This window comes from Pseudomonas sp. MF08817 (genome assembly GCF_059862705.1).
This window is the reverse complement of sequence record NZ_JCBCUY010000008.1, coordinates 52,696-74,916: the sequence shown is the minus strand read 5'-3', so window position 1 is coordinate 74,916 and position 22,221 is coordinate 52,696. Positions and strand designations below refer to the sequence as shown.

Below are 22,221 nucleotides of genomic sequence, written 5' to 3'. Positions count from 1 at the left end.
AGTCTTCCCACATCCAGAGGGTTGGGCCATGAGCGAAAATGCCGCAGATCGCCGCCGCTTCAAGCGTATCGCCTTTAATGCCAGGACCGAACTGCACCAGCAGGCTCGCACCTGGAGCGTGCAATTGCTCGACCTATCCCTCAAAGGCCTGTTGATCCAGCGCCCGCAACCCTGGCAGGGCGACCCTGGCGAAGCCTTCGACGTCGATATCCACCTCGCCCCCGACACCCCCGTGCACATGCGCGTGCGCCTGGCCCACGACGACCACGGGCAATTGGGTTTTGTGTGCGAGCACATCGACCTTGCGTCCATCAGCCACCTGCGCCGCCTCGTCGAGCTGAACCTGGGCGACCCGCAGGAGTTGGAGCGCGAGCTGGGTGCGTTGATCGATATCCCCTGAGCGCGCTGCGACACCACACCGCAGGCGGGCTTTTTACTTATCCGGGCCGATCAGGCTAAATAGCGCGCTTGAACGTCCACCTCACTGGATCCCACCCATGCCCCGACAACGGCTAGCACTTGCCTGGATCGCCTGCCTAGCAGTGCTGTTCAACCTGCTCGCCATGCCGATTTCCGGGGCCATGGCGCAAAGCGCCAGCGGCGCGGCCAGCGAGCAAGTGATGTGGGGCAGCTTCTGCTCCTCCAGTGGCACCAAAATGGTGGCGATGTCGTTGGGCAGCCTGGAGCAAAAGGCCCCACAGAACGACGACCACTCCAACATGCAGCACTGCTGGTGCTGCTCCGGGTCGCCGCCGCTGGTGGCTCTGCCCGGGCATGTGCCGCAATTGCACGTCACCCGTTTGGAGCCCACCCAGGGCCCGGCGCCCACCCTGCTTTCCAGCCCCACGCCGCGCCAGCAATGGCCCAGCCTCAATCCGCGCGCCTCTCCGCTGGCCTGATTCAACCTCGCAACCATCCTGCGTCCTGAATCGTCCCGGAGTACCGACATGTTGAAGAAAACCCTGTTGATGGCCGCCCTGTTGCTGCCTGCCTGCTTTGCCCATGCCCACGAGTACACCAGCGGCGAACTGCACATCGCCCACCCGTGGTCCCAGGAGCTGCCGCCCAACGCCCCCACCGTGGCGGCCTATTTCGTCATCCACAACAACGGCAAGAACGCCGACCGCCTCCTAAGCGTGACCTCGCCCATTTCCGCCAAGGCTGAACTGCACGAACACGTGAAGCAGGGCGACCTGATGAAAATGCAGCAGGTGCCCAACGTGGTGATCCCCGCCGGCGGCGAGGTGACCTTCGCACCCATGGCCTACCACGTGATGCTGCTGGAATTGAAAGACCGCAGCCTGCTGGCCGACGGCAAGCGTTTCCCGCTGACCCTGCGCTTCGAGAAGGCCGGCGAGGTCACGGTCGATGTCGCCGTGCAGAAGCAGGCGCCCGCCGGCAGCGGCGAACACGTCCACGCCCAGTAAGCCAACGCCGATAGCCGCATGAACACCGTGCGCACGCCTCGTGCCGGGCGATCCCCTGCGCGCCACGACTCCCTGAGGGTCCGGCGCGGCAGTTGGATCAGCCTGTTCGCCATGCTGATGATTTTCATCGGGCCGCTGATTTCCCAAGCGATGCCGATGAATCACGCCATGCCCATGCCCGCGCATCAGGGCATGGATATGGCCGCGCAAGACCCGGCCTGCCACGACGCCACCGCCGCGCACCACGCCCCCGCCAAATCCCCCGCCCAGCCGCAGATGTTGTGGGAGAAGTGCGGCTACTGTGGCCTGCTCTACAACTGCCCCGCGCTACCCGGCAGCATCGCCTTCAACCTTTTCGACAGCCCTCCCCCCCTGGCTGTCACCACCCCCGCACCGCGCCTGGGCCATGCCCGGCAGGCCGTGTTTCCCGGCGCCCGCAGCCGCGCCCCACCCATCGTCGCGTAAACCCAAAACCCACTTATCACCCGGCCGACTGTAGAAAAGACAGCCGCAGGCTGCTGGCCGTGTGTTGTTTACGACTGACTCGATGGAACCTCTATGTCCAGGTTTTCTGCTGACACACGCAACCGCTTCGCCCTCAATCACCCGCGCCTGCGCTTGACCCAGGCCATTGCGCTGTTCTGCGGCACCCTGCTGGCGCCCTGGGCCCTGGCCGGCGAACACGATGAGCACCTGCACCCGGCCACCGAACTGAGCCCCACGGTGATTACCGCCATCGCCCAAAGCTCGCCCCTGACCGTGGTCACCAACCCCAAAGACCCGCGCCAACCGGTGCCGGCCAGCGATGGCGGCGACTACCTCAAGACCATCCCCGGCTTTGCCCTGGTGCGCAACGGCGGCACCAACGGCGACCCGGTGCTGCGCGGCATGTTCGGCTCGCGCCTGAACATCCTCACCAACGGCAGCATGATGCTCGGTGCCTGCCCGGGGCGCATGGACGCGCCGACCTCGTACATTTCCCCGGAAACCTACGACCAATTGACCGTGATTAAAGGCCCGCAAACCGTGCTCTGGGGCCCCGGCGCCTCGGCCGGCACCGTGCTGTTCGACCGCCAGCCCGAAAGCTTCGGCGAACTGGGCACGCGGGTGAACGCCAGCATCCTGGCCGGCTCCAACGGGCGCTTCGACAAAGTGGTCGATGCCGCTGCCGGCGGGCCTTTGGGCTACGTGCGGGTGGTCGGCAACCAAGCCCACTCCGACGACTACAAGGACGGCAACAACGACACCGTCGAATCGCGCTACGACAAATGGAACGGCGACGTCGCCCTGGGCTGGACCCCCGACGCCGACACCCTGCTGGAGCTCACCGCCGGGCGCGGTGACGGCGAGGCACGCTACGCCGGGCGCGGCATGGACGGCTCGCAGTTCCTGCGCGAAAGCCTGGGCCTGCGTTTCGAGAAGTCCAACCTCGGTGAGGTGCTGGACAAGGTCGAAGCCCAGGTCTACTACAACTACGCTGACCACGTGATGGACAACTACAGCCTGCGCACCCCGTCCGGCACCGGCATGATGGCCGGGCCCATGGCCTCCAACGTCGACCGCCGCACCCTCGGCGCGCGCATCAAAGCCACCTGGCGCTGGGCCGACGTGCAGTTGATCGGCGGCCTCGACGCCCAGACCAACGAACACCGCAAGCGCGCCGCCAGCGGCATCGACACCTACAAGAACCTGCCCCGAGACAAAGACGCCGACTTCCACAACTACGGCGTGTTCGGCGAACTGACCTGGTACGCCGCCGACCGTGACCGCCTCATCAGCGGCGCACGCCTGGACCGCGCCAGCGCCAAGGATTTCCGCCAGAGCACCGGTTCCGGGATGATGGCCCGACCCAACCCCACCGCCGACGAAACCCGCGCCGACACGCTGCCCAGCGGCTTCGTGCGCTTTGAGCACGACCTGGAGGACAGCCCCACTACCCTCTACGCCGGCCTCGGCCACGCCCAGCGCTTCCCCGACTACTGGGAGCTGTTCTCGCCCAACAAAGGCCCGGCCGGTTCGGTGAACGCGTTCGATGCGGTCAAGCCGGAAAAAACCACCCAGCTCGACTTCGGCCTGCAATACAAAAGCGCCGACCTCGAAGCCTGGGCCTCGGGCTACATCGGCCAGGTGCGCGACTACATCCTGTTCGACTACACCCGCGGCATGATGGGCATGACCTCGCGGGCCGAGAACATCGACGCGCGGATCATGGGCGGTGAACTGGGCGCGGCCTACAAGCTGACGCCCAACTGGAAAGCCGACGCCACCCTGGCCTACGCCTGGGGCAAAAACAGCAGTGACGGCTCGGCCCTGCCACAGATGCCGCCGCTCGATGCCCGCTTCGGCCTGACCTACAGCCAGGACACCTGGAGCGCCGGGGCCTTGTGGCGCGTGGTCGCGGCGCAAAACCGCATCGACCAGAACAAAGGCAACGTGGTGGGCAAGGATTACGATAAAAGCTCAGGCTTTGGCGTGTTCTCCCTCAACGGCGCCTACCGCATCAACAAGCAGTTCAAGGTCAGCACCGGGGTGGACAACCTGTTCGGCCAGGCCTACGCCGAGCACCTGAACCTGGCAGGCAACGCCGGGTTCGGTTACCCGGCCAACGACCCACAGGCCCTCAACGAACCGGGCCGTACCTTCTGGACCAAGGTGGATATGAGTTTCTAGGCAAAAGCATCGCGGGCAAGCCCGCTCCCACAGGGGCAATGCACCCCAACGGTGGGAGCGGGCTCGCCCGCGACAGCCCCACCACCGATTAAAAAAAGATCCATGCCCTTGCGGAGCACCCTGATGAGTCAACCCAAGATTTCCTTCTATAACCTGGCCTGGCGCTGGCATTTCTACGCCGGGCTGTTTGTCGCCCCGTTCATGGTGATGCTGGCCCTGACCGGGATCATCTACCTGTTCAAGCCCCAGCTCGACCCGCTGCTGTACGCCGACCTGCTCAAGGTCCAGCCCGGGCAGCACCTGGCCAGCGCCGACGAACAACTGCGCGCCGTGCGCAGCGCCTACCCCCAGGGCCACGTCAGCCAGTACCTGCCGCCCATTAACGCCGAGCGCAGCGGGCAGTTCGTGGTGCACGACGCTGGCCGCGAATTGAACGTGTTCGTCGACCCCTATCGCGCCCAAGTGCTGGGCGAGCAGGACGCCAAGTACAACCTGCAAGCCGTGGCACGGGCGATCCATGGCGAGCTGATGATCGGCACCCTGGGCGATCGCCTGGTGGAACTGGCCGCCGGTTGGGGCATCGTGCTCGTGGTGTCGGGCCTGTACCTGTGGTGGCCGCGCGGCCAATCGTCGGCGGGGGTGTTGTGGCCACGCCTGAACAGCCGTGGCCGCCTACTATGGCGCGACCTGCACGCAGTCACCGGGTTCTGGGGCGCGTCCCTGCTGCTGGTGATGCTGCTCAGCGGCATGACCTGGACCGGGTTCTGGGGCAAGCAGTACGCCGAGCTGTGGAACCGCTTCCCGGTGGCGATGTGGACCGACGTGCCCACCTCCGACCAACAGGCCCGCGAGCTCAACACCGCCACCCGCCAAACCGTGCCCTGGGCCATGGAAAACACGCCGATGCCGATGTCCGGCGACCACGCCGAACACAGGGCCCACGGCGCCGGCGAAACCGCCCCGGCCGCCCCCACCGTGAGCCTGCAACAGGTGCAGGACATCGCCACCGCGCGCCGCGTGGAGCCGGGCTACAGCATCACCTTCCCCACCACCGCCAGCGGCGTGTTCACCCTTGCCGTGTTCGCCGATGACCCGCGCAACGACGCCACCTTGCATGTGGACCAATACACCGGCCGGGTCCTGGCCGATGTCCGCTGGCACGACTACGGCCCCGTCGCCCGCGCCACGGAGCTGGGGGTGATGCTGCATGAAGGCAAGATGTTCGGTGCGCTCAACCAGATCATCGTGCTGCTGATTTGCCTGATGATCCTGCTCAGCGCGGTGAGCGGCGTGGTGATCTGGTGGAAGCGCCGGCCCCAAGGGCGCCTGGGTGTGCCGCCACTGCGCCACGACTTGCCGAAATGGAAAAGCGCCATGGCCATCATGCTGGCCCTGGCGCTGATCTTCCCGCTGGTGGGCGCCTCGCTGATCGCCCTCTGGGTGCTGGACCGCCTCCTGCTCTCACGCTGGAACCGCGCCCAGTCCTGACGCCGCCGTCGTAGCAAGCGGGCAGCCCCGCTTGCTACAGGTTAGAGTTCATCGCGGTCGCGGATGGGCTCGTCCCAGGGCTGGGACAGTTTTAGCTTGAGGTCCTGGGATATCAGCCCGCGCCGACTCCAGAACGACCCGGCCCGGAGCACCCGCAGTTGCTGGCGGCCAGCCAGCAGCGACAGCACCTCTGAAATACGCGGGACTTTGGCCGGGTTGCTGCCTGGCGTCCACTGCCGATGTTCCATCAGCACCTGATCCTCGGCACGGGTGTAGTCGGGGGTGAACTTGATAAGCGCCCCATCAAGGGTGGACAAGTAATACATATCGAGCTGACCACCCTCCTCCCGATCACGGCCGTGGGTGTACAGGTCAACGTTGCGCCAAGACGCAAAGTTGCGGCGCAGCCCCTCTTCGCCCGGCGCTGGCGGGTACTCCTCGGCGGAGCGGAACAACTGATACGCCGCCACCATCTGGGTGCCCTGCGGGTAAATACGTTCCAGCCCGGACTGCTTGCGCAGGAAGAACCCGAGTATCGAGGAAGCACTGGCGCGAAACTCCACTTCCACCATCGGCGCGGTGTAGGAGTAAAACTCCTCGCCCACGCGGTAGCGCCGCAGGCGGATGGCACTCAGGTACTGGCCCTGGGGGCTGCCCTTGAAGATGCGCGAGCAATACAGCACCGCATCATCCGCGTCATTGAACACCGGCCCCATGACAAAGTCGGTCCTGGGCAGTGCCTTGACACTGCGCCGCTCGCCCGGCAGCCAATCGGCCGTCACCAGGCCATAGCCGTCCCAGACGGCGCTGGGCAGCAGGATCTGCAACTGGCCCTTAATCCCCAGCAGGTGGACCAGCTCCAACAGCTGCAGGCGGCTCTGCTGCAACCGCTCTTCCAGCGCACCGATTCCGGCCAATACCGTGGAGTCACCGTCGAAACGGTACTTGAGCAAGGCACCGTCGGCAAAGGACAGGTACAGCGGCAGGTATGGGCCAGCGGCCGCAGGCGCGCAAATGCGCAGGCCCTGGACGACCCTGACGGGCCGCACAAAGCTGTTGTGCAGCGGGTCATCGACGCCCGTGATGCTCTGGTCCGGCGCGGCGAAATAGAACCCCGCCAGTTCGCAGCCATGCGGCACCGCGCCCTGGGGGAACACCTGATGCAAGTGGGTGAAGTTCTGTCGCGCCAGGGGCAGCGTCACCATGTACTGGTCGCTGGCGGTGACCCGCAGGAGATAGCCGCCCTGCAACCACTCGCGTTCGCCCAGAGACTCCAGGGCATAGCGCACCGCATCATCGGCCTGCATGAACAGCGGGCTGAACACCGGCTCCTGGCTGGCCTGAACGATATCCAGCGGCAGGGGGATGCTCGCCCGAGGCACGAAGTTTTTGTCAACGATGCGCGGCGGGCCCCACACCGGGCTGGCTCGCAACACCTGGAGCTGGGCAGCGCCAGCCAATTCGCGGACCCAGTCGGCCGGTTTGAGCATGCCGCTGTCCAACTGCTGCGCGACCCGATTGCCCCAGGGGCCGTGCCCTGCCCCGGCGGTGGGTGATAGCCGCGCTTTGAGCAAGGCCTCCTCGGCCCGCCCGTCGAGCGTGAGGCTCAAGAGGCTGCCATCGGGGCAAAACAGGTACTCGCTACGCCGGTCACGGGCGTCCTGGTGAAACAGGCTCGCCACACGCTGCGCCGAGAACAGGTTGATGTACAGCTCACGCTCCACCTCGGGCAGGTTCACCGCTGGCACGGGCCGCAGCCGGGAGCAGTAGCGCGCGGCAATCTTGAAGTTTTCCGGGAAGGTCTCGCCCCCCTCTTTGATGGGAAACACCCAGGTCTCGTCAAAGAGCTCGCAATTGCTGGCCAGCGGTTCGGTGGCAAAGAACAGGCCGTCGCTCTGGCGCTGCAGGATGTAGCCGCCATAGATCCGCGAGCGTTCCCTCCCGATCATGCGCCCGGCATGCCGTGCCGCGTCGTCGACGTGCTTGAAACCCGGGCCGAGCCAGCGCCGCAGGTAGTCGGCATAGGGTGTCCAGTGCACGGTGACGTCGCCCTCGCGATCCCAGCACTGGCCCTTGACCAGCACCTTGAGGGCCAGCTTGCTCGCCACCTCGCGCACAAAACCGGCAGCGGTCAGCTCGCCGCTTTTGAGCTTCACCGTGACTTCGGCCAGGCTGATGACCTGCGTCGAGGCGGCCAAGTTCTGGTCAAAGCGCAACAATGCACCGTCCTGGGTCGCGACAAATACCGGCAAACCGCTGGGGGACTGCCCCGCCGCCCTACGCCGAGCTTCGTACAGCACATCCAGCAACACCGAAGGCCGCAGGAAAAAGTTCTGCAACCAGGTTTCAGGGTCCCTCAGCCCAGAGGCGGTACCGGGCTGGAAGTAGCACAACCCGTGGAGCTGATACTCACCCGGAAAACGGTAGTCCCCGCTGCGGTGGGTACCTGGGCCTTGCACATCGAACAGGCTTTGCAGCGAAAACATATGGTTGCGCCCGGTCACCGTGACCCACTCGGTGGCCACGTACCGCCCCTCTTCGCGGCGGTGCTTCAGAACAAAGGCAAAATACCGGCCGGCGCTCGGGCGCCAACCTTCAAGACGCACGAGGGCTTCGCTGGCGGCGGCCTCGGCACTCTCGCACACCCGCCCCAGGATAGCCGGGCGCAACAGCTCTCGGCCCGGGACCGGGCGACCTGCGCGCCAATCCTCCTCCACCCGGCCGCGTTCACCCCACACGGGGTTGCCGCGGATCACCCATAACTCGCCGACGCGCACCAATTGGCGCACCAACTCCTGGGGCTTGAAGCCGCGCACCGGGAGCTGAGCGTTGCCACCGTTGGCCTTGAGCAAACGGCGGTGCAACGCGTTAAGGGTGCTGGCGTCGGGGCTGCGCGTGAAGCGAATCAGGCTGTCGTGGGCCCCACTCAAGTACGCCGTTGCCTGGCCGCCGATGATCGACAGCACCTGGGCCTCGGAAAACAGCTGCGGGTCGAGCAGGGCATCCTCCTGCGACCATTGCCAGCGCGCTATCCGGTCCGGGTTGGCCGCTGCGGGGAGGGGGTGCACGCCCACGCGGGCATAAATGCCATAGCCCTGGGGAGGCACCAGCGGCCCTTTGCCCCCCACCGGGAAGAACAGGGGCGAGGCGAACGGGTCGCTGTCACTGGCCAACAATTGGGTGGCGAAATACTGGTTGTCGCCATTGCGCAGGATGTAGCCGCCATAAAAGCGGTCGCGGTACCTGCCCACCGATTCATGGGCATGCATCGCCGCATCGTCGGCCGATAGGAAGGGGCCTTGCAACACAGGCGCCAGGGTACCGGCCAGTATCGCTTGGCCGTCCGTCATCATTCCTTCCTCGCGCCACAACGCACCGCGTTGCTCCACCTGCAACTGGCCCACGCCCATCAAGCGGCGCACATAGTCGCGGGGCGTCAACTGGCCAGCCTGCATCGCAGCCTGGGCACCGTTGTCGGTGAAATGACCCTGTGCGTCCCGGTCAAACAAAGGCTGCGCGGCACCGGCCGGCGGCAGTTTGAAGCTCAGCAGCGAACCGTCCGAAGGCGCCACGTACAGCGTCAGCGCCTCGTCCGGCACTTGCAGTGCCTGGGTGGCGACCCTTTGAGTCATGGCCGCGGTCAGTTGGGCCGGGGCGAAAAAGCTGATGTACAACCATGCTTCGATGGGTGGGAAGTCCCGCGGTTCGGGCCGCGAGCGGTAGTAGATGCCGTGCAGGCGAAACTGCGACGCCAATCGAAGGCCGCCGTCGGCCCTGGCCGGAAACAGGTTGGCAGGGGCAAATGTCTCACTGCCCGCGGCAATGGGCTGGGTGGCGATGTACTGGTCACTTTTGAGGTACTTGAGCACATAACCCCATTGCAGGCCTTCGCCCGCATTCGCCAGCGCCGCCGTCACCGCGTCGCCGGGGCGCGGGCAGGTGTGGGTGAACAGAGGCAAATCGCTGGTAACCGGCGCCTCGGGCGTTTCAAATACCCGCCAATCCGCCGTCGCCTGGCCCACCCAACCGCCCCATACAGGGCAAGGAATAAGGAATTTCAAGGTGCCCAGGGAGGCCATTTTTTCAATCACTTTATCGGGCGGCTCGTAGATGCCCGCAGGGTCGTTGGGCGGGCGACCGGCGTCTATCCATTGCGCCAACTGATGCTCAGCCTGCGAGCCGCTGGGGGCGTAGCTGATGAGCGAATCATCGGGGCCGGACAGATACGCATGGGGGAACTGCAACCTGTTCTGGACAATGAACACAAAGTCATAACCCGAGAAGAAGTTGATATGCGGCTTGATGTACTGGCTGGGTAACCCGGGGTTGGTCTGTTGCACCAATTCATGGGACGCGGGATGGGAATGGTAAAAGGCCACCAAGGCATAGCCCGGTGGCGCCAGCAAGCGGTGCTGCGCGTCCACGTTAAGCACCGTTCTCAAACTGAAGGTGAGCTCTTTGCCGACAATCGGGGTGGTGGCGTAAAAGCGGTTGTCCGCACTGAGGATGACGCCGCCATATTCCTTTTCGCGCTTGGCGCCAATCTGGCGGTGCGCCCAGTAGGCGGCGTCTTCCTCTCGAATGAATGGCGGGCTCAAGGGCGGCAACGTGACAGGAGCCGCCACGGCGGCGCGTTTTTCTCGCGGTAGATGGTCTTGCATACATGACCTCGGGTCCAAGGGTGGAGGGCCGATGTGCCTGAACCGACTCAGGCCATCGGGAGCGTCCCGCCATTCTCAAAGACCCCAGGCGTGGCCCAGGGATACTTATCTATTTTTACCCGGGGCCACGCCGAGCCACTCAACGAGGCCTTTGCACCTGGTTACGCCAACCGGTGGTCAGCTTGCCCGGCCGCAGCCAGAAGGCATCGGCATCCAGCACCCACAACGGGCTGACGGCGACCAGCCGGGTGAGCATGCCCGCCGGCCGGGGCCCCCAGGGCTCCAAGAACAGGGCCTTTTCCTTGGCAGTGAAGCCGGGCATGAGCTTGAGCAGCCCACCACCACGGCAGGAGAAATACACACTGGCACCGGCGACCGCGCGCTTTTCCAGCACCTGAGCACTAAAGGGAATGTCGGCCAGCGGCAGGTTGTTCATCAATCGGCGGTCCAGCGCGTCCACGTCCTGTTCGAGGCTATTCATGGTTTTGTAGAAATGATGCACGGCGGCCAACAGGTAGCCCTCGGGAAACACCGGCAGCGGCAACGGGTCGGCACCCGGGACGTTAACCGGCGCGATTGCCCCTCCGGCCCCGGAGTAGAACAGCTCGGTGTAGCGTGCATCCCCCTCGCGCACCTCCAACGGGTCCACTGCCACATAGACGATCGATTGCCCCTGCCGACGCTCCAGGGCCGCGCCGGTGTATTCCTCGCCCTGGAACGGCCCGACCAGGCGCTGGGCATAGCGGGCGGCGTCGTCGAGGTGGGAGAACACCGGGCTGAGGGCGAAGCGATGGTCACTGGCAAACCACTCACCCGAGCCGATGTAGGGGTTCCAGTGCTGGGACACCACCGTGGTGTGAAACCAGAAATCACTGCCGCCCAGTACCTGCAACTTGCCGGCTGCGGCCACCTTGCGCACATAGTCGAGGGGGGTAAAGCCTCCCAGCGTCAGCAGTTGCTGGTACTGCAAGGCACCCTGGGGGCCGCTCCACAGCACCTGGGGCGCCACCGGCTCGTACTTCAACAGGGCGTTGTCGGCGCAGGATAAATACAAAGGCAAATGGCTGGGCTGGGCGGGGCTCTCGGCCTCGCCGTTACCGTTACCGTTGCCGTTGCCGTAAACCTTACTGGCCACCAGGCCGAGGTTGAGGGCCTGAGGGGAGAAGAAGTGTTCGGCCACTTCCTGCGCCGTGTCCTTCTGCACTTTGCCAGTGCACAGGTAAACACCCTTGACGCCATAGCCCTGGGGCAGCCGTCCTTCGATGAACACCCGTTCCAGGCTCAAGGCCGCGGCGTTGCCCGCCGCCAGCGGCAGGGACGCCAGGTACTGCTCGGCCTTGGCCGACTTAAGGACGAAGCCAAAGCTCAAGCCCGCCCGTGGCGCCACGCGATGGGCGTGGCGCACCGCGTCTTCCATTTGCGTGAACACCGGGCTCAAGGGTGAGTCGAGTGTCGCCGGGCCGTCGCTCGCGGGTGCAAAGGGCGCCCAGTCGGCCGGGATGCGCGGCACGCCCCATAGCGGGCTGCCTGCCAGTACCCGCAGGTGGCCCGCCCGCCCCAGGCGCCGCACAAACTCGCTGGGGGCAAGGGTGCCGGCACGCATCTGCGCTTCGGCCTGGTTGTTCTTGAGGTGCAGGGTAGGTTCGCCAGCCGCCGAGAGCAGATACAACAGGGCCGTTTCCCGGGTGTTGTCACTGGTGAAGAACGCCAGCAGGGCACCGTCGGCGCAAAAGCGATATTCGGTGCGCGGGATCGGCGCCAGGGGCAAGTCTTCGCGGGTCAACGCGCCGTGCAGGAACTCGGTAGGGAACATCCCCTGGTAAACCGCGCACTCGTGGTGTGACAGAGGGAAATCCGGCTCCAGCACTGCCGCCGAGTGATAGCGCGCGACGATCTGGCTCCCCCCCAGAAACTGCCCGCTGGCCACCAGTTTGTTCAGCCGTACCCAACCGGGGTCGAAATTTTCCACCGCCATCACCAACGGCTCGGTGGCCACGAACAAACCATCGTTGCGCCGCAGGATCAACCCGCCATACACCTTGTCGGTACGCTGGGCCCAACGGGCGTGTGCATAGCGCGCCGCATCGTCCTGCCAGACAAATGCCGGCCCCAGGTGGCGGCGTTGCAGGCTCAGGTACGGTTGCCAATCCACCCCTACCCGGCCCTCTTCGTCCCAGTAGTCGCTGGTGGTCAGCACCGTCAGTTGGCCGGCCGCAGCGAACTGGGCGATGTAGCCCTCGAACGACAGCGCGCCACCGTCCAAGCGAGCCTGGAGCCCCTTCGGGCCAGCGTCGCCGCTTTCCTCATTGAATAGCGCCAGGCGCGCCTGGGGCTGGTACATCAGCAGGGCGCCATCCAGGGGCGCCACATACAAGCGCAACCCTGAAATATCGCGGTTACGCTGCATACCGTTGGCGCTGAACAACCCGGCGAACATATCCGCCGCCGACGCAAAATGGCGGCCCATTAGCGTCTGCAACACCCCGCTGGCATTAGGCAGCCAGTGCGTTGCGCAATACAGGCCATGGATCAGGAAGTCATCGCGCAGTTGCCGCGAACTACTGTCGCAGGCCCGATAGAGCGCGTCAGCCTGCGCGGCGGGGAACATGGCCGTGGCCACGTACTCTTCTTTGTCGACGGCCCTGAGGATTACCCCCAACCCCGTCGCCGCGCCACCATAACGGGTGCGCTGGCGCGCACAAGCATGTTCGAGGGCCGCCTGGGCGCTGGCGAACACCGGGCCCATGGCCGGCGGCTCGGCCACGGTGGCCAGGTCAATGCCCAAAAAGGGTGTCCAGTCCGACTGCACCTTACCCGGTGCGCCCCACAGGCGGTTGCCCTGCACCACGGTCAACTCCCCACTGGTGGCCAACAGCGAGACCACGTCACTGGGCACCATCCGGCCGGCCACCAGGTCCTGGTACAGCAGGCTATCGCCCGGGGTCGGTTTGACCCGGGCGAACAACGCCCGTTGCGGGGCGGTGCCAAACCCCTGGTAAGCCAGCAGCACCTGCGGGTCGCCAGACAGGTACACCCGTGGCACCAGCTCTCGAATCAACGTCGCCTGGTAGATATCGCCGTCATTGAACATTTGCGCGGCCACCTGGTTCTGCTCGGGCGCCCAAAAAGCCCCCGAGATATCACCCGGCCAGCGCGAGGCGTACAAGGCGTGCAGGTGCGCGCCCTCGTTGAGCACGATGGGCACGCCCTGCTCGTCGAGAGGGTAAATGGCATCCAGGCTAAAGCGCGGCTTGGTGCTGGGGGTTGGCTCGGTGGCGGCATAGCGCTCGGCGCCAAGGTTGAGAATCGCGCCGGCAAACCCCTCGTCGCGGCGGGCGCCGATTTGCTGGTGGGCGTAGCGCGCGGCGTCGTCGGCGGTGATAAACACCGGCCCCAGCACCGGCCTTCGATACCGGGCAAAAGGCTGCCAGTCGAGGGTCACCCGGCCCTCCACATCCCACAGGGTGCTGCTGCGCATTACCTGCAAATGCCCCGCCGCCGCCACGCGCCGGACGAACTCGGTAGGGCTCAGGGTGCCAGCCTGCAACGCGTCGGCATCCCCGCCGTCACTGACCACGCCTTCGGGCGAAAGCACATGCATCTGGTCTTCCAGGGGCGTCGCGCCAAACACATAGCGCAACTGCGCGCCGTCGCGGGTACTGATGTAGTGGGCGAAGGTTTCGGGCAGGCCGGCCCTGGCCTGGGCGATGGCCTGGGCAAATTCCAGGGGCGAGACAAACTGGCGGTACAGCCACTTCTCCCGGGTGCAGGCCTCATCGTCAGGCAGCAGTAAATGACAGACCGCCTCCAACCCAAACCCGCGGGGTAATTCCGGCTGGCCGCGATCATCGGTGGCAAAGGCCCGGGCGGGGCTGAACAGGGGCAGCGTCGCGGGCGTGGCAGCGATCACCAACGGATCACTGACCACATACGCCTCGGCCTGCGCCTGCTTGAGCACAAACGCCACCTGCCTGGCGCCGGGATTTTCGAGCATCTGGTCATGGGCATAGCGGGCGGCGGTTTCTCGATCCTGGAACAGCCAGCTCAGTATCGGCTCGCGGGCGGCAGCGGAGACAAAAGGTGCATAAGCCGCCCATGTGGTAGGCAGCCTGCCCACCGAATCCTTCCACGCCACACTGGACAGCACCACCGTCAGCGCGCCCAACCCCGCCATTTTCGCGACGAACGACTCGACCGACAGATCGATCGCCCCCAAGGCCAGATGGGCCGTGGCATCACCGGCCAAGGTGCGAGCCAACCAGCGGCCGAACACCTGCTCCGGCTCGCTGCCCGTGCGCAGGTATTTGACCAGCGAGCCATCCGGGGCCGAATGATAGACCCCAGTGATACCGGCCCTGGCCTCGATCACCGCTTGGGCATCGCCGAACCTGAGCATGCTCATGTTCAGGTGGATGCGCTCATTCGACCAGGTGGGGTATTTGGCCTGGATCTCTTTGTAATGGTCGCGCGAGCCGTAGAAGTAAGCGGCATAGCGATAGCCCAACTGCTCCATGATGGCTTGCGAAATACCCTCCCTGAATGGCGCGCCCCAGAAGTCGTTGTCCTGGGTCAGCGGTACGGGCCGCGTGACGCAAAAAGTGCCATCGGTGTGTTGCAGCACATAGCTGAAATGGTTCTGGCCGCGCTTGCCCGCCAACTGATAGTGGGCGTGGCGCGCTGCATCGTCGGCACTCAAGAACGCGGGGCTGAGGGCTTCATGCAGGCGCTCGAAGGGCTGCCAGTCCTGGCTCACCGCACCGGGACGTTCCCAGACGTCCCCCGTTTCCACCACGACCAGTTCACCGGCAGCGGCAACCTGGCGGACAAAATCCACCGGGCTCAGGCTGCCGTCCTCCAAGGCTTGCTGCAAGGGCTGGCCCTCACCGGCCATGAGCGCGGTTTCCGCCGGCGAGCCGCAAAACCGGTAGTGCAGCAACGCATGCCCCGGTGCCTGCACATACAGGCTCAACCCACGGGCCTGGTCTTGCAGGTAAGTGTCGGTGCGCGACTGGGTGATGGCAGCCGCCAACTCCTGGGGCGTAAAGAAGTTGTCCAGTAGCCACGCCCAGGTGGCCGGTTTGGGCGCCGCGGCCGCATCGGGACGATAGTAGATAGCCTCCAGGCGATAACCTGAGGGCAGCCTGGGCCTGCCGTCGGGGCGGCTGGGAAACAGCCCTTGCAGGGAAAACTGCGCCGAGGGCAGCACAAAGGGCACGGTCGCGATATACGCCTCCTGGTCCACGGCCCTGAGCACGAACACCACTTGCCGGCCACCGGGCCCGCGGGCCATGCCGGCCTGGGCGTGGTCGCGCACCCGAGCGAGCGTGTCGAACACGGGGCCAAATGCCGGTTGCAACACTGGCGCTTCAAACGGCTTCATCGGCTCCCAATCGCTGGGCACCTCACCCACGCTGCCGCCCCAGGCCTGGCTGGAGGCCAGGAACGTCAAGGTGCCCACCGAAGCGACTTTCCTCGCAAAGCCGTAATAGCCCTCGAAGGAGCCATCGTGCCCATGCTGCGCCAAGAGCCGATTGCCGGTTTTGAGCCACTCGACGAGCAGGCGTTCTTTGCCCGAACCACTGGGCACGTACTTGAGCAGAGCCCCATCCGGCCCGCTGAGATAGGCGGCCAAAAACAGCGCGCGCTCCTCATAGTTGACCACCACATCTGCCTCAGAAAAAAAGCTGACAAAAGCCGCTTTACGCTGCGCCGGCCACGTCGGCTCCAGGCCCGGTACGTGTTCGATATTGGGGTGGGAGTGGAAACTGCCAACGATGCGATAACCCGCCGGGTGCGCATAAAAACCATTGGGCTCTTGTTCCAGGATCGAGAGAAAGTGAAACCCCGTGTCGCTCCCGGCAAAGGGTTCACTGGCAAAAAAAAACTTGTCCGAAAGCCGTTGCAAGATGACGCTGCCATATTCGACATCGCGCCTGTCACCCACCTGTTCATGGGCGTAACGCGCCGCATCGTCGGCGTTGGCAAACGCCGGGCTGAGCGGGGGCAATACGGCTCGATAGGCGGCAGTGGCCTGTTGCTGGGGTGAAAAATCCTTATCCATAAGTGCACCTGAAAAATATGAGGGATGACGCCAGCCCCCATCTTCAGGCGTTTGCCGCCGGCCATGACTTTACATAGTTAGTGCGCCGGCACCATCGCGGCGCGCCGCCACGCACCCCGCCTCGCCAAAGGCCCCCAATTGGTGCATGCCCGCGCCACACCACGGGCCAAACCCCGTCAAACACCGCCCCCGGCCATTCAGGCACAGCCCTTGCAAAAGGCCTTGCAGCGTTGCTGTCCGCCCCTTTAAAAAATTCGAGATCACGGAGATCGCACAATGAAGCGTCGTAGCTTGCTCAAGGCTTTCACCCTGTCGGCATCGATTGCCGCCATGGGCATGACCTGGACCGTCCAGGCCGCCGAGACCATCAAGGTCGGGATCCTGCATTCGTTGTCCGGCACCATGGCGATCTCCGAAACCTCCCTCAAAGACATGGCCCTGATGACCATCGACGAGATCAACGCCAAGGGCGGAGTGAACGGCAAGATGCTCGAAGCGGTGGTGGTGGACCCGGCCTCCAATTGGCCGCTATTCGCGGAAAAGGGCCGCCAATTGCTGACCCAGGACAAGGTCGCCGTGGTGTTCGGCTGCTGGACCTCGGTGTCGCGCAAATCCGTGTTGCCGGTGTTCGAGGAACTCAATGGCCTGCTGTTCTACCCGGTGCAGTACGAGGGCGAAGAGATGTCACCCAACGTCTTCTACACCGGTGCCGCGCCCAATCAGCAAGCGATCCCGGCGGTGGAATACCTGATGAGCGAAGAAGGCGGCGGCGCCAAGCGCTACTTCCTGCTGGGCACCGACTACGTCTACCCACGCACCACCAACAAGATCCTGCGCGCCTTCCTGCAGGCCAAAGGCGTGGCCGCCAAGGACATCGAAGAGGTCTACACGCCATTCGGCCACAGCGACTACCAAACCATCGTCGCCAACATTAAAAAGTTCTCTGCCGGCGGCAAGACCGCCGTGATCTCCACCGTCAATGGCGACTCCAACGTGCCGTTCTACAAGGAACTGGCCAACCAGGGCCTCAAGGCCACAGAGGTGCCGGTGGTGGCTTTCTCGGTGGGCGAAGAAGAACTGCGCGGCATTGACACCCAGCCGCTGGTGGGCAACCTCGCGGCGTGGAACTACTTCCAGTCGGTAGAAAACCCGGCCAACGAAAAATTCGTCGCCGCGTGGAAAGCCTACGCCAAGGCCAAGAACCTGCCGGGCGCCGACAAAGCCGTGACCAACGACCCGATGGAAGCCACCTATGTGGGCATCCACATGTGGGCCCAGGCCGCGGAAAAAGCCAAGTCCACCGACGTCGACAAAGTCCGCGAAGCCCTCGGCGGGCAAACCTTCGCCGCCCCGTCGGGCTACACCCTGACCATGGACAAGAGCAACCATCACCTGCACAAACCCGTGATGATCGGCGAGATCCAGAACGACGGGCAGTTCTCCGTGGTGTGGCAAACCGAAGGCCCGATCCGCGCCCAACCGTGGAGCCCGTACATCCCGGGCAACGACAAGAAGCCGGACTATGCGGTCAAGAGCAACTGAGTGCAGCCGCTGATTGGCGAGGCAAAGGTTGTGTGGGAAGGGCTTATGTGGGAGCGGGCCTGCCCGCTCCCACACAGTCCCGCTGGCCCTTGCTCTCAGGCTTATTCCCACCCGGTTCCCTGCAAGGTTGTTGACTATGCCCACTGCCCTTTACCGCGTTCTGCTCGCCCTCGCCCTGCTGCTGCCCCTGGCCGCGCACGCCGGCGAGGCCGAGGACTTTGCCGGCGCCAACCCGGCGCAACAGGCCCGCTTGCTGCAAGCCTGGGCGGCGCAGCCTGAGCCTGCACGCGGGCCCCTGCTCGACAGCCTCCAGCAGGGCACGCTGACCGTGGACGGCCAGCCCAAAACCCTGCGCCTGAACAATCGCCTGCGCGGCCTGATCGACACCGCCCGCGCCAGCCATCAACTGCTCACCAACGACGCCACGCTGCGTCTGGCCGCCGCCCGGCAACTGCAAAAAAGCGCCACGCCCGCGCAACTGGCCTGGCTCGACCGGCAACTGGCCGCCGAGCAGGATGACGACGTCCACGCCGCCCTGAGCCTGGCCCTGGCCAACCTGCAACTGGTGGACGCCAACCCGGCGGTGCGCCTGGCCGCCGTGCGCCTGCTGGGGGAAACCGGCGACCCCTTGGCCCGCACGCGCCTTGAAACGTTGTTGGAACCCGGCGTAGAAAACGACGCCGCGGTGCGCACCGCGGCCGAAACCAGCCTGGCCCAGGTCAAGCGCAAACTGCTGCTGGGCGAAGTGCTCGGCCAGGCCTTCAGCGGTTTGTCCCTGGGCTCGATCCTGCTGCTGGCGGCCCTGGGGCTGGCGATCACCTTCGGCCTGCTGGGGGTCATCAACATGGCCCACGGCGAGATGCTGATGCTCGGCGCCTACGCCACCTACGGCGTGCAATGGCTGATGCAGCGCTGGGCGCCCGAAGCCATCGCGTTCTACCCGTTGCTCGCGCTGCCGGTGGCGTTTTTCGTCACCGCCGCCATTGGCATGGCCCTGGAACGCACGGTGATCCGCCACCTCTACGGCCGGCCCCTGGAAACCCTGCTCGCCACCTGGGGCATCAGCCTGATGCTGATCCAACTGGTGCGCCTGCTGTTCGGCGCGCAGAACGTCGAAGTGGCCAACCCGGCGTGGCTCTCCGGCGGCGTGCAGGTGCTGCCCAACCTGGTGCTGCCCTACAACCGCCTCGTCATCATCGCCTTCGCCCTGTGCGTGGTGGCGCTCACCTGGCTGCTGCTCAACAAAACGCGCCTGGGCCTGAACGTGCGCGCCGTCACCCAGAACCGCAGCATGGCTGCCTGCTGCGGCGTGCCCACCGGGCGTGTGGACATGCTCGCCTTTGGCCTGGGCTCGGGCATCGCCGGCCTCGGCGGCGTGGCCCTGAGCCAGGTCGGCAATGTCGGCCCGGACCTGGGCCAGAGCTACATCATCGACTCCTTTCTGGTGGTGGTGCTCGGTGGCGTCGGCCAGTTGGCCGGCAGCGTCATGGCCGCGTTCGGCCTGGGCATCGCCAATAAAATCCTGGAACCGCAGATCGGCGCGGTGCTGGGCAAGATCCTGATCCTCGCGCTGATAATTCTGTTTATCCAGAAACGTCCGCAAGGCCTCTTCGCGCTCAAAGGACGGGTGATCGACTGATGAACCAGCCTTTATTACTGACCGCCAGCCAAAAGGCCGGCCCCAAGGTCACTGCCCTGGTGGGCACCGTGGTGTTGCTGGCGCTGCTGGCCCTGCCTGTGCTGTCGCTGTTGGCGCCGGAGCATGCCCTGCATGTCTCGGCGTACACCCTGACCCTGGTGGGCAAGATCCTCTGCTACGCCATCGTCGCCCTGGCCCTGGACCTGGTGTGGGGCTATGCCGGCATGCTGTCCCTGGGCCACGGCCTGTTCTTCGCCCTGGGCGGCTACGCCATGGGCATGTACCTGATGCGCCAGGCCTCGGGCGACGGCTTGCCGGCGTTCATGACCTTTTTGTCGTGGAACGAACTGCCCTGGTACTGGGCCGGCACCGACCACTTCCTCTGGGCCTTGTGCCTGGTGGTGTTGGCGCCGGGGCTGCTGGCGCTGGTGTTCGGCTTTTTCGCGTTCCGCTCGCGGATCAAGGGCGTGTACTTCTCGATCATGACCCAGGCCCTGACCTTCGCCGGCATGCTCCTGTTTTTCCGCAACGAAACCGGGTTTGGCGGCAACAACGGCTTCACCAACTTCCGCACGATCCTGGGCTTTGGCATTACCGAGCCCGGCACCCGGGCGGCCCTGTTCGGCGCCACCGTGCTGTTGCTGGTGGCCAGCCTGTGGCTCGGCTGGCGCCTGGCGCAGAGCAAGTTCGGCCGTGTGCTGACGGCCCTGCGCGACGCGGAAAACCGCCTGATGTTCTGCGGTTACGACCCGCGCGGCTTCAAGCTGTTCGTCTGGGTGTTGAGCGCGGTGTTGTGTGGCCTGGCCGGGGCGCTGTACGTGCCGCAAGTGGGCATCATCAACCCCGGCGAAATGTCGCCCACCAACTCCATCGAAGCCGCCGTGTGGGTCGCCCTCGGCGGGCGTGGCAGCCTGATCGGCCCGCTGCTGGGCGCCGGGCTGGTCAACGGCATGAAGAGCTGGTTCACCGTGGCCTTCCCCGAATACTGGCTGTTCTTCCTTGGGGCGCTGTTCATCCTCGTCACCCTGTACCTGCCCCGGGGTGTGATCGGGCTGCTGAAAAAAAGGGGCGAACAATGAGCGTCACGGCCACCGCGCAATTCATGCTTGAACCTATCCTCGACGCGAACAAGGACGCCGGCAGCAGCCGCGACGCCATCGGCCTGGGCCAAGCGGCGGGCAAGGGCCTGAACACCCGCCACGGCACGATCCTGACCCTGGAAGACATCAGCGTCAGCTTCGACAGTTTCAAGGCCCTCAATGCCCTGAGCCTGTACATCGGCGTCGGCGAACTGCGCTGCATCATCGGCCCCAACGGCGCCGGCAAAACCACCCTGATGGACGTCATCACCGGCAAGACCCGCCCCAGCCACGGCCAGGCCTGGTTCGGCGAAACCCTGGACCTGACCCACATGAACGAAGTGCAGATCGCCCAGGCAGGCATCGGGCGCAAGTTCCAGAAACCCACGGTGTTCGAGGCCTTGAGCGTGTTCGAGAACCTGGAACTGGCACAGAAAACCGATAAATCCGTATGGGCCAGCCTGCGCGCGCGCCTCAGTGGCGAACAACGCGAGCGCATCGGCGAAGTGCTCGACACCATCGGCCTCAGCACCTCGGTGCATCGCCCGGCGGGGCTCCTGTCCCACGGCCAGAAGCAGTTCCTGGAAATCGGCATGCTGCTGATGCAAGACCCGCAACTGCTGCTGCTCGACGAACCGGTGGCGGGCATGACCGACGCCGAAACCGAATTCACCGCCGAGCTGTTCAAACGCCTGGCGGGCAAACACTCGCTGATGGTGGTGGAACACGACATGGGCTTTGTCGGCGCGATTGCCGACCACGTCACCGTGCTGCACCAGGGCGCGGTGTTGGCCGAGGGCTCGCTGGCGCAGGTACAGGCCGACGACAGGGTCATCGAAGTTTATTTAGGAAGATGAGAGCAGCGGCAAGTTAGGGGCGGGGCTGTTTTTTTTGCGTTTGCTCTTACTTGCAGCTCAATCACTAGGAACGCCTATATGTTGCAAGTCGATCAGTTGCATCAGTTCTACGGCGGCAGCCATATCCTGCGGGGGCTGTCTTTTGAGGCGAAGGTCGGTGAGGTCACGTGCCTGCTGGGGCGCAACGGCGTGGGCAAGACCACCCTGCTCAAGTGCCTGATGGGCCTGTTGCCCGCCAAGGAAGGGGCGGTGCGGTGGGAGGGCCAGCCGATCACCGGGCTCAAGCCGCACCAACGGGTACACGCAGGCATCGCCTATGTGCCCCAGGGCCGGGAGATTTTCGGCCGGCTGAGCGTGGAAGAAAACCTGCTGATGGGCCTTTCGCGCTTTCCTGCCAGCGAGGCCAAAGAGGTGCCGGCCTTTATCTACGAACTGTTCCCGGTGCTGCTGCAAATGAAACAACGCCGCGGCGGCGACCTCTCGGGCGGGCAGCAACAACAACTGGCCATTGGCCGGGCACTGGCCAGCCGCCCGCGCTTGCTGATCCTCGACGAGCCCACCGAAGGCATCCAGCCCTCGGTCATCAAGGAAATCGGCGCCGTCATCGCGCAACTGGCGGCCCGGGGCGACATGGCGATCCTGCTGGTGGAGCAGTTCTACGACTTCGCCGCCGAACTGGCCGACCAGTACCTGGTGATGTCCCGGGGCGAGATCGTGCAGCAGGGCCGTGGCGAAAATATGCAAGCCGAGGGTGTACGCGGCCTGGTTACCATCTAACCTGCTGCCAACCGAGCCAA

General features: G+C 65.0%; 13 protein-coding genes. 11 read left to right on the top strand and 2 right to left on the bottom strand.

Annotation, left to right across the window (positions count from 1 at the left end; genetic code table 11):
• Positions 1-28: 28 nt before the first annotated feature.
• The 6 genes from AC19YR_RS06965 to AC19YR_RS06940 all read left to right on the top strand — a co-directional run bounded on the left by AC19YR_RS06965 (position 29) and on the right by AC19YR_RS06940 (position 5,585).
• Positions 29-400 (top strand): PilZ domain-containing protein, encoded by a 372-nt coding sequence (locus AC19YR_RS06965; protein ID WP_500597712.1) that lies wholly within the window; start codon positions 29-31, stop codon positions 398-400.
• Positions 401-497: 97 nt separating this feature from the next.
• Complete coding sequence (locus AC19YR_RS06960) at positions 498-899, top strand: DUF2946 domain-containing protein (protein ID WP_500597710.1); 402 nt, start codon at positions 498-500, stop codon at positions 897-899.
• Positions 900-947: 48 nt separating this feature from the next.
• Complete coding sequence (locus AC19YR_RS06955; RefSeq protein ID WP_095109429.1) at positions 948-1,427, top strand: copper chaperone PCu(A)C; 480 nt, start codon at positions 948-950, stop codon at positions 1,425-1,427.
• Between the two features lie 18 nt (positions 1,428-1,445).
• Entirely contained in the window at positions 1,446-1,892 is a 447-nt protein-coding gene (locus AC19YR_RS06950; RefSeq protein ID WP_095109428.1) for a DUF2946 domain-containing protein, read from the top strand.
• A 93-nt stretch (positions 1,893-1,985) separates the two neighbouring features.
• Entirely contained in the window at positions 1,986-4,097 is a 2,112-nt protein-coding gene (locus AC19YR_RS06945) for a TonB-dependent copper receptor (RefSeq protein ID WP_095109427.1), read from the top strand.
• A gap of 123 nt (positions 4,098-4,220) precedes the next feature.
• Positions 4,221-5,585: a PepSY-associated TM helix domain-containing protein gene (locus tag AC19YR_RS06940; protein WP_500597708.1), complete on the top strand. Its 1,365-nt coding sequence runs from the start codon at positions 4,221-4,223 to the stop codon at positions 5,583-5,585.
• 41 nt (positions 5,586-5,626) lie between these two features.
• Here AC19YR_RS06940 and AC19YR_RS06935 read toward each other — a convergent pair whose 3' ends face one another.
• Entirely contained in the window at positions 5,627-10,246 is a 4,620-nt protein-coding gene (locus tag AC19YR_RS06935) for a DUF4329 domain-containing protein (RefSeq protein ID WP_500597707.1), read from the bottom strand.
• A gap of 139 nt (positions 10,247-10,385) precedes the next feature.
• The gene (locus AC19YR_RS06930; RefSeq protein ID WP_500597706.1) at positions 10,386-16,307 is read right to left on the bottom strand and encodes a DUF4329 domain-containing protein; all 5,922 of its coding nucleotides are present in this window, start codon (positions 16,305-16,307) and stop codon (positions 10,386-10,388) included.
• Positions 16,308-16,583: 276 nt separating this feature from the next.
• Here AC19YR_RS06930 and urtA point away from each other — a divergent pair, with 276 nt between their 5' ends.
• From urtA to urtE, 5 genes are all read left to right on the top strand, one after another.
• Entirely contained in the window at positions 16,584-17,849 is a 1,266-nt protein-coding gene (gene urtA, locus AC19YR_RS06925) for an urea ABC transporter substrate-binding protein (protein WP_095109424.1), read from the top strand.
• Between the two features lie 136 nt (positions 17,850-17,985).
• Positions 17,986-19,488, top strand: coding sequence for an urea ABC transporter permease subunit UrtB (gene urtB / locus AC19YR_RS06920; protein WP_500597704.1), 1,503 nt, complete (start codon positions 17,986-17,988; stop codon positions 19,486-19,488).
• Positions 19,488-20,567 carry an urea ABC transporter permease subunit UrtC gene (gene urtC / locus AC19YR_RS06915; RefSeq protein WP_095109422.1) on the top strand — a complete coding sequence of 360 codons (1,080 nt, stop codon included), beginning with the start codon at positions 19,488-19,490 and terminating at the stop codon, positions 20,565-20,567. Before urtB ends, urtC begins: the two co-directional genes overlap by 1 nt.
• Complete coding sequence (gene urtD / locus AC19YR_RS06910) at positions 20,564-21,424, top strand: urea ABC transporter ATP-binding protein UrtD (RefSeq protein ID WP_500597702.1); 861 nt, start codon at positions 20,564-20,566, stop codon at positions 21,422-21,424. The genes urtC and urtD overlap by 4 nt, the downstream gene beginning before the upstream one ends.
• A gap of 78 nt (positions 21,425-21,502) precedes the next feature.
• Positions 21,503-22,201 (top strand): urea ABC transporter ATP-binding subunit UrtE, encoded by a 699-nt coding sequence (gene urtE / locus AC19YR_RS06905; protein WP_095109420.1) that lies wholly within the window; start codon positions 21,503-21,505, stop codon positions 22,199-22,201.
• Positions 22,202-22,221: the final 20 nt, after the last annotated feature.

Excerpts from the sequence above, each read along its gene's own strand:
- AC19YR_RS06965 (WP_500597712.1), top strand. The coding sequence starts at position 29 with ATGAGCGAAAATGCCGCAGATCGCCGCCGCTTCAAGCGTATCGCCTTT.
- AC19YR_RS06960 (WP_500597710.1), top strand. The coding sequence starts at position 498 with ATGCCCCGACAACGGCTAGCACTTGCCTGGATCGCCTGCCTAGCAGTG.
- AC19YR_RS06955 (WP_095109429.1), top strand. The coding sequence starts at position 948 with ATGTTGAAGAAAACCCTGTTGATGGCCGCCCTGTTGCTGCCTGCCTGC.
- AC19YR_RS06950 (WP_095109428.1), top strand. The coding sequence starts at position 1,446 with ATGAACACCGTGCGCACGCCTCGTGCCGGGCGATCCCCTGCGCGCCAC.
- AC19YR_RS06945 (WP_095109427.1), top strand. The coding sequence starts at position 1,986 with ATGTCCAGGTTTTCTGCTGACACACGCAACCGCTTCGCCCTCAATCAC.
- AC19YR_RS06940 (WP_500597708.1), top strand. The coding sequence starts at position 4,221 with ATGAGTCAACCCAAGATTTCCTTCTATAACCTGGCCTGGCGCTGGCAT.
- AC19YR_RS06935 (WP_500597707.1), bottom strand. The coding sequence starts at position 10,246 with ATGCAAGACCATCTACCGCGAGAAAAACGCGCCGCCGTGGCGGCTCCT.
- AC19YR_RS06930 (WP_500597706.1), bottom strand. The coding sequence starts at position 16,307 with ATGGATAAGGATTTTTCACCCCAGCAACAGGCCACTGCCGCCTATCGA.
- urtA (WP_095109424.1), top strand. The coding sequence starts at position 16,584 with ATGAAGCGTCGTAGCTTGCTCAAGGCTTTCACCCTGTCGGCATCGATT.
- urtB (WP_500597704.1), top strand. The coding sequence starts at position 17,986 with ATGCCCACTGCCCTTTACCGCGTTCTGCTCGCCCTCGCCCTGCTGCTG.
- urtC (WP_095109422.1), top strand. The coding sequence starts at position 19,488 with ATGAACCAGCCTTTATTACTGACCGCCAGCCAAAAGGCCGGCCCCAAG.
- urtD (WP_500597702.1), top strand. The coding sequence starts at position 20,564 with ATGAGCGTCACGGCCACCGCGCAATTCATGCTTGAACCTATCCTCGAC.
- urtE (WP_095109420.1), top strand. The coding sequence starts at position 21,503 with ATGTTGCAAGTCGATCAGTTGCATCAGTTCTACGGCGGCAGCCATATC.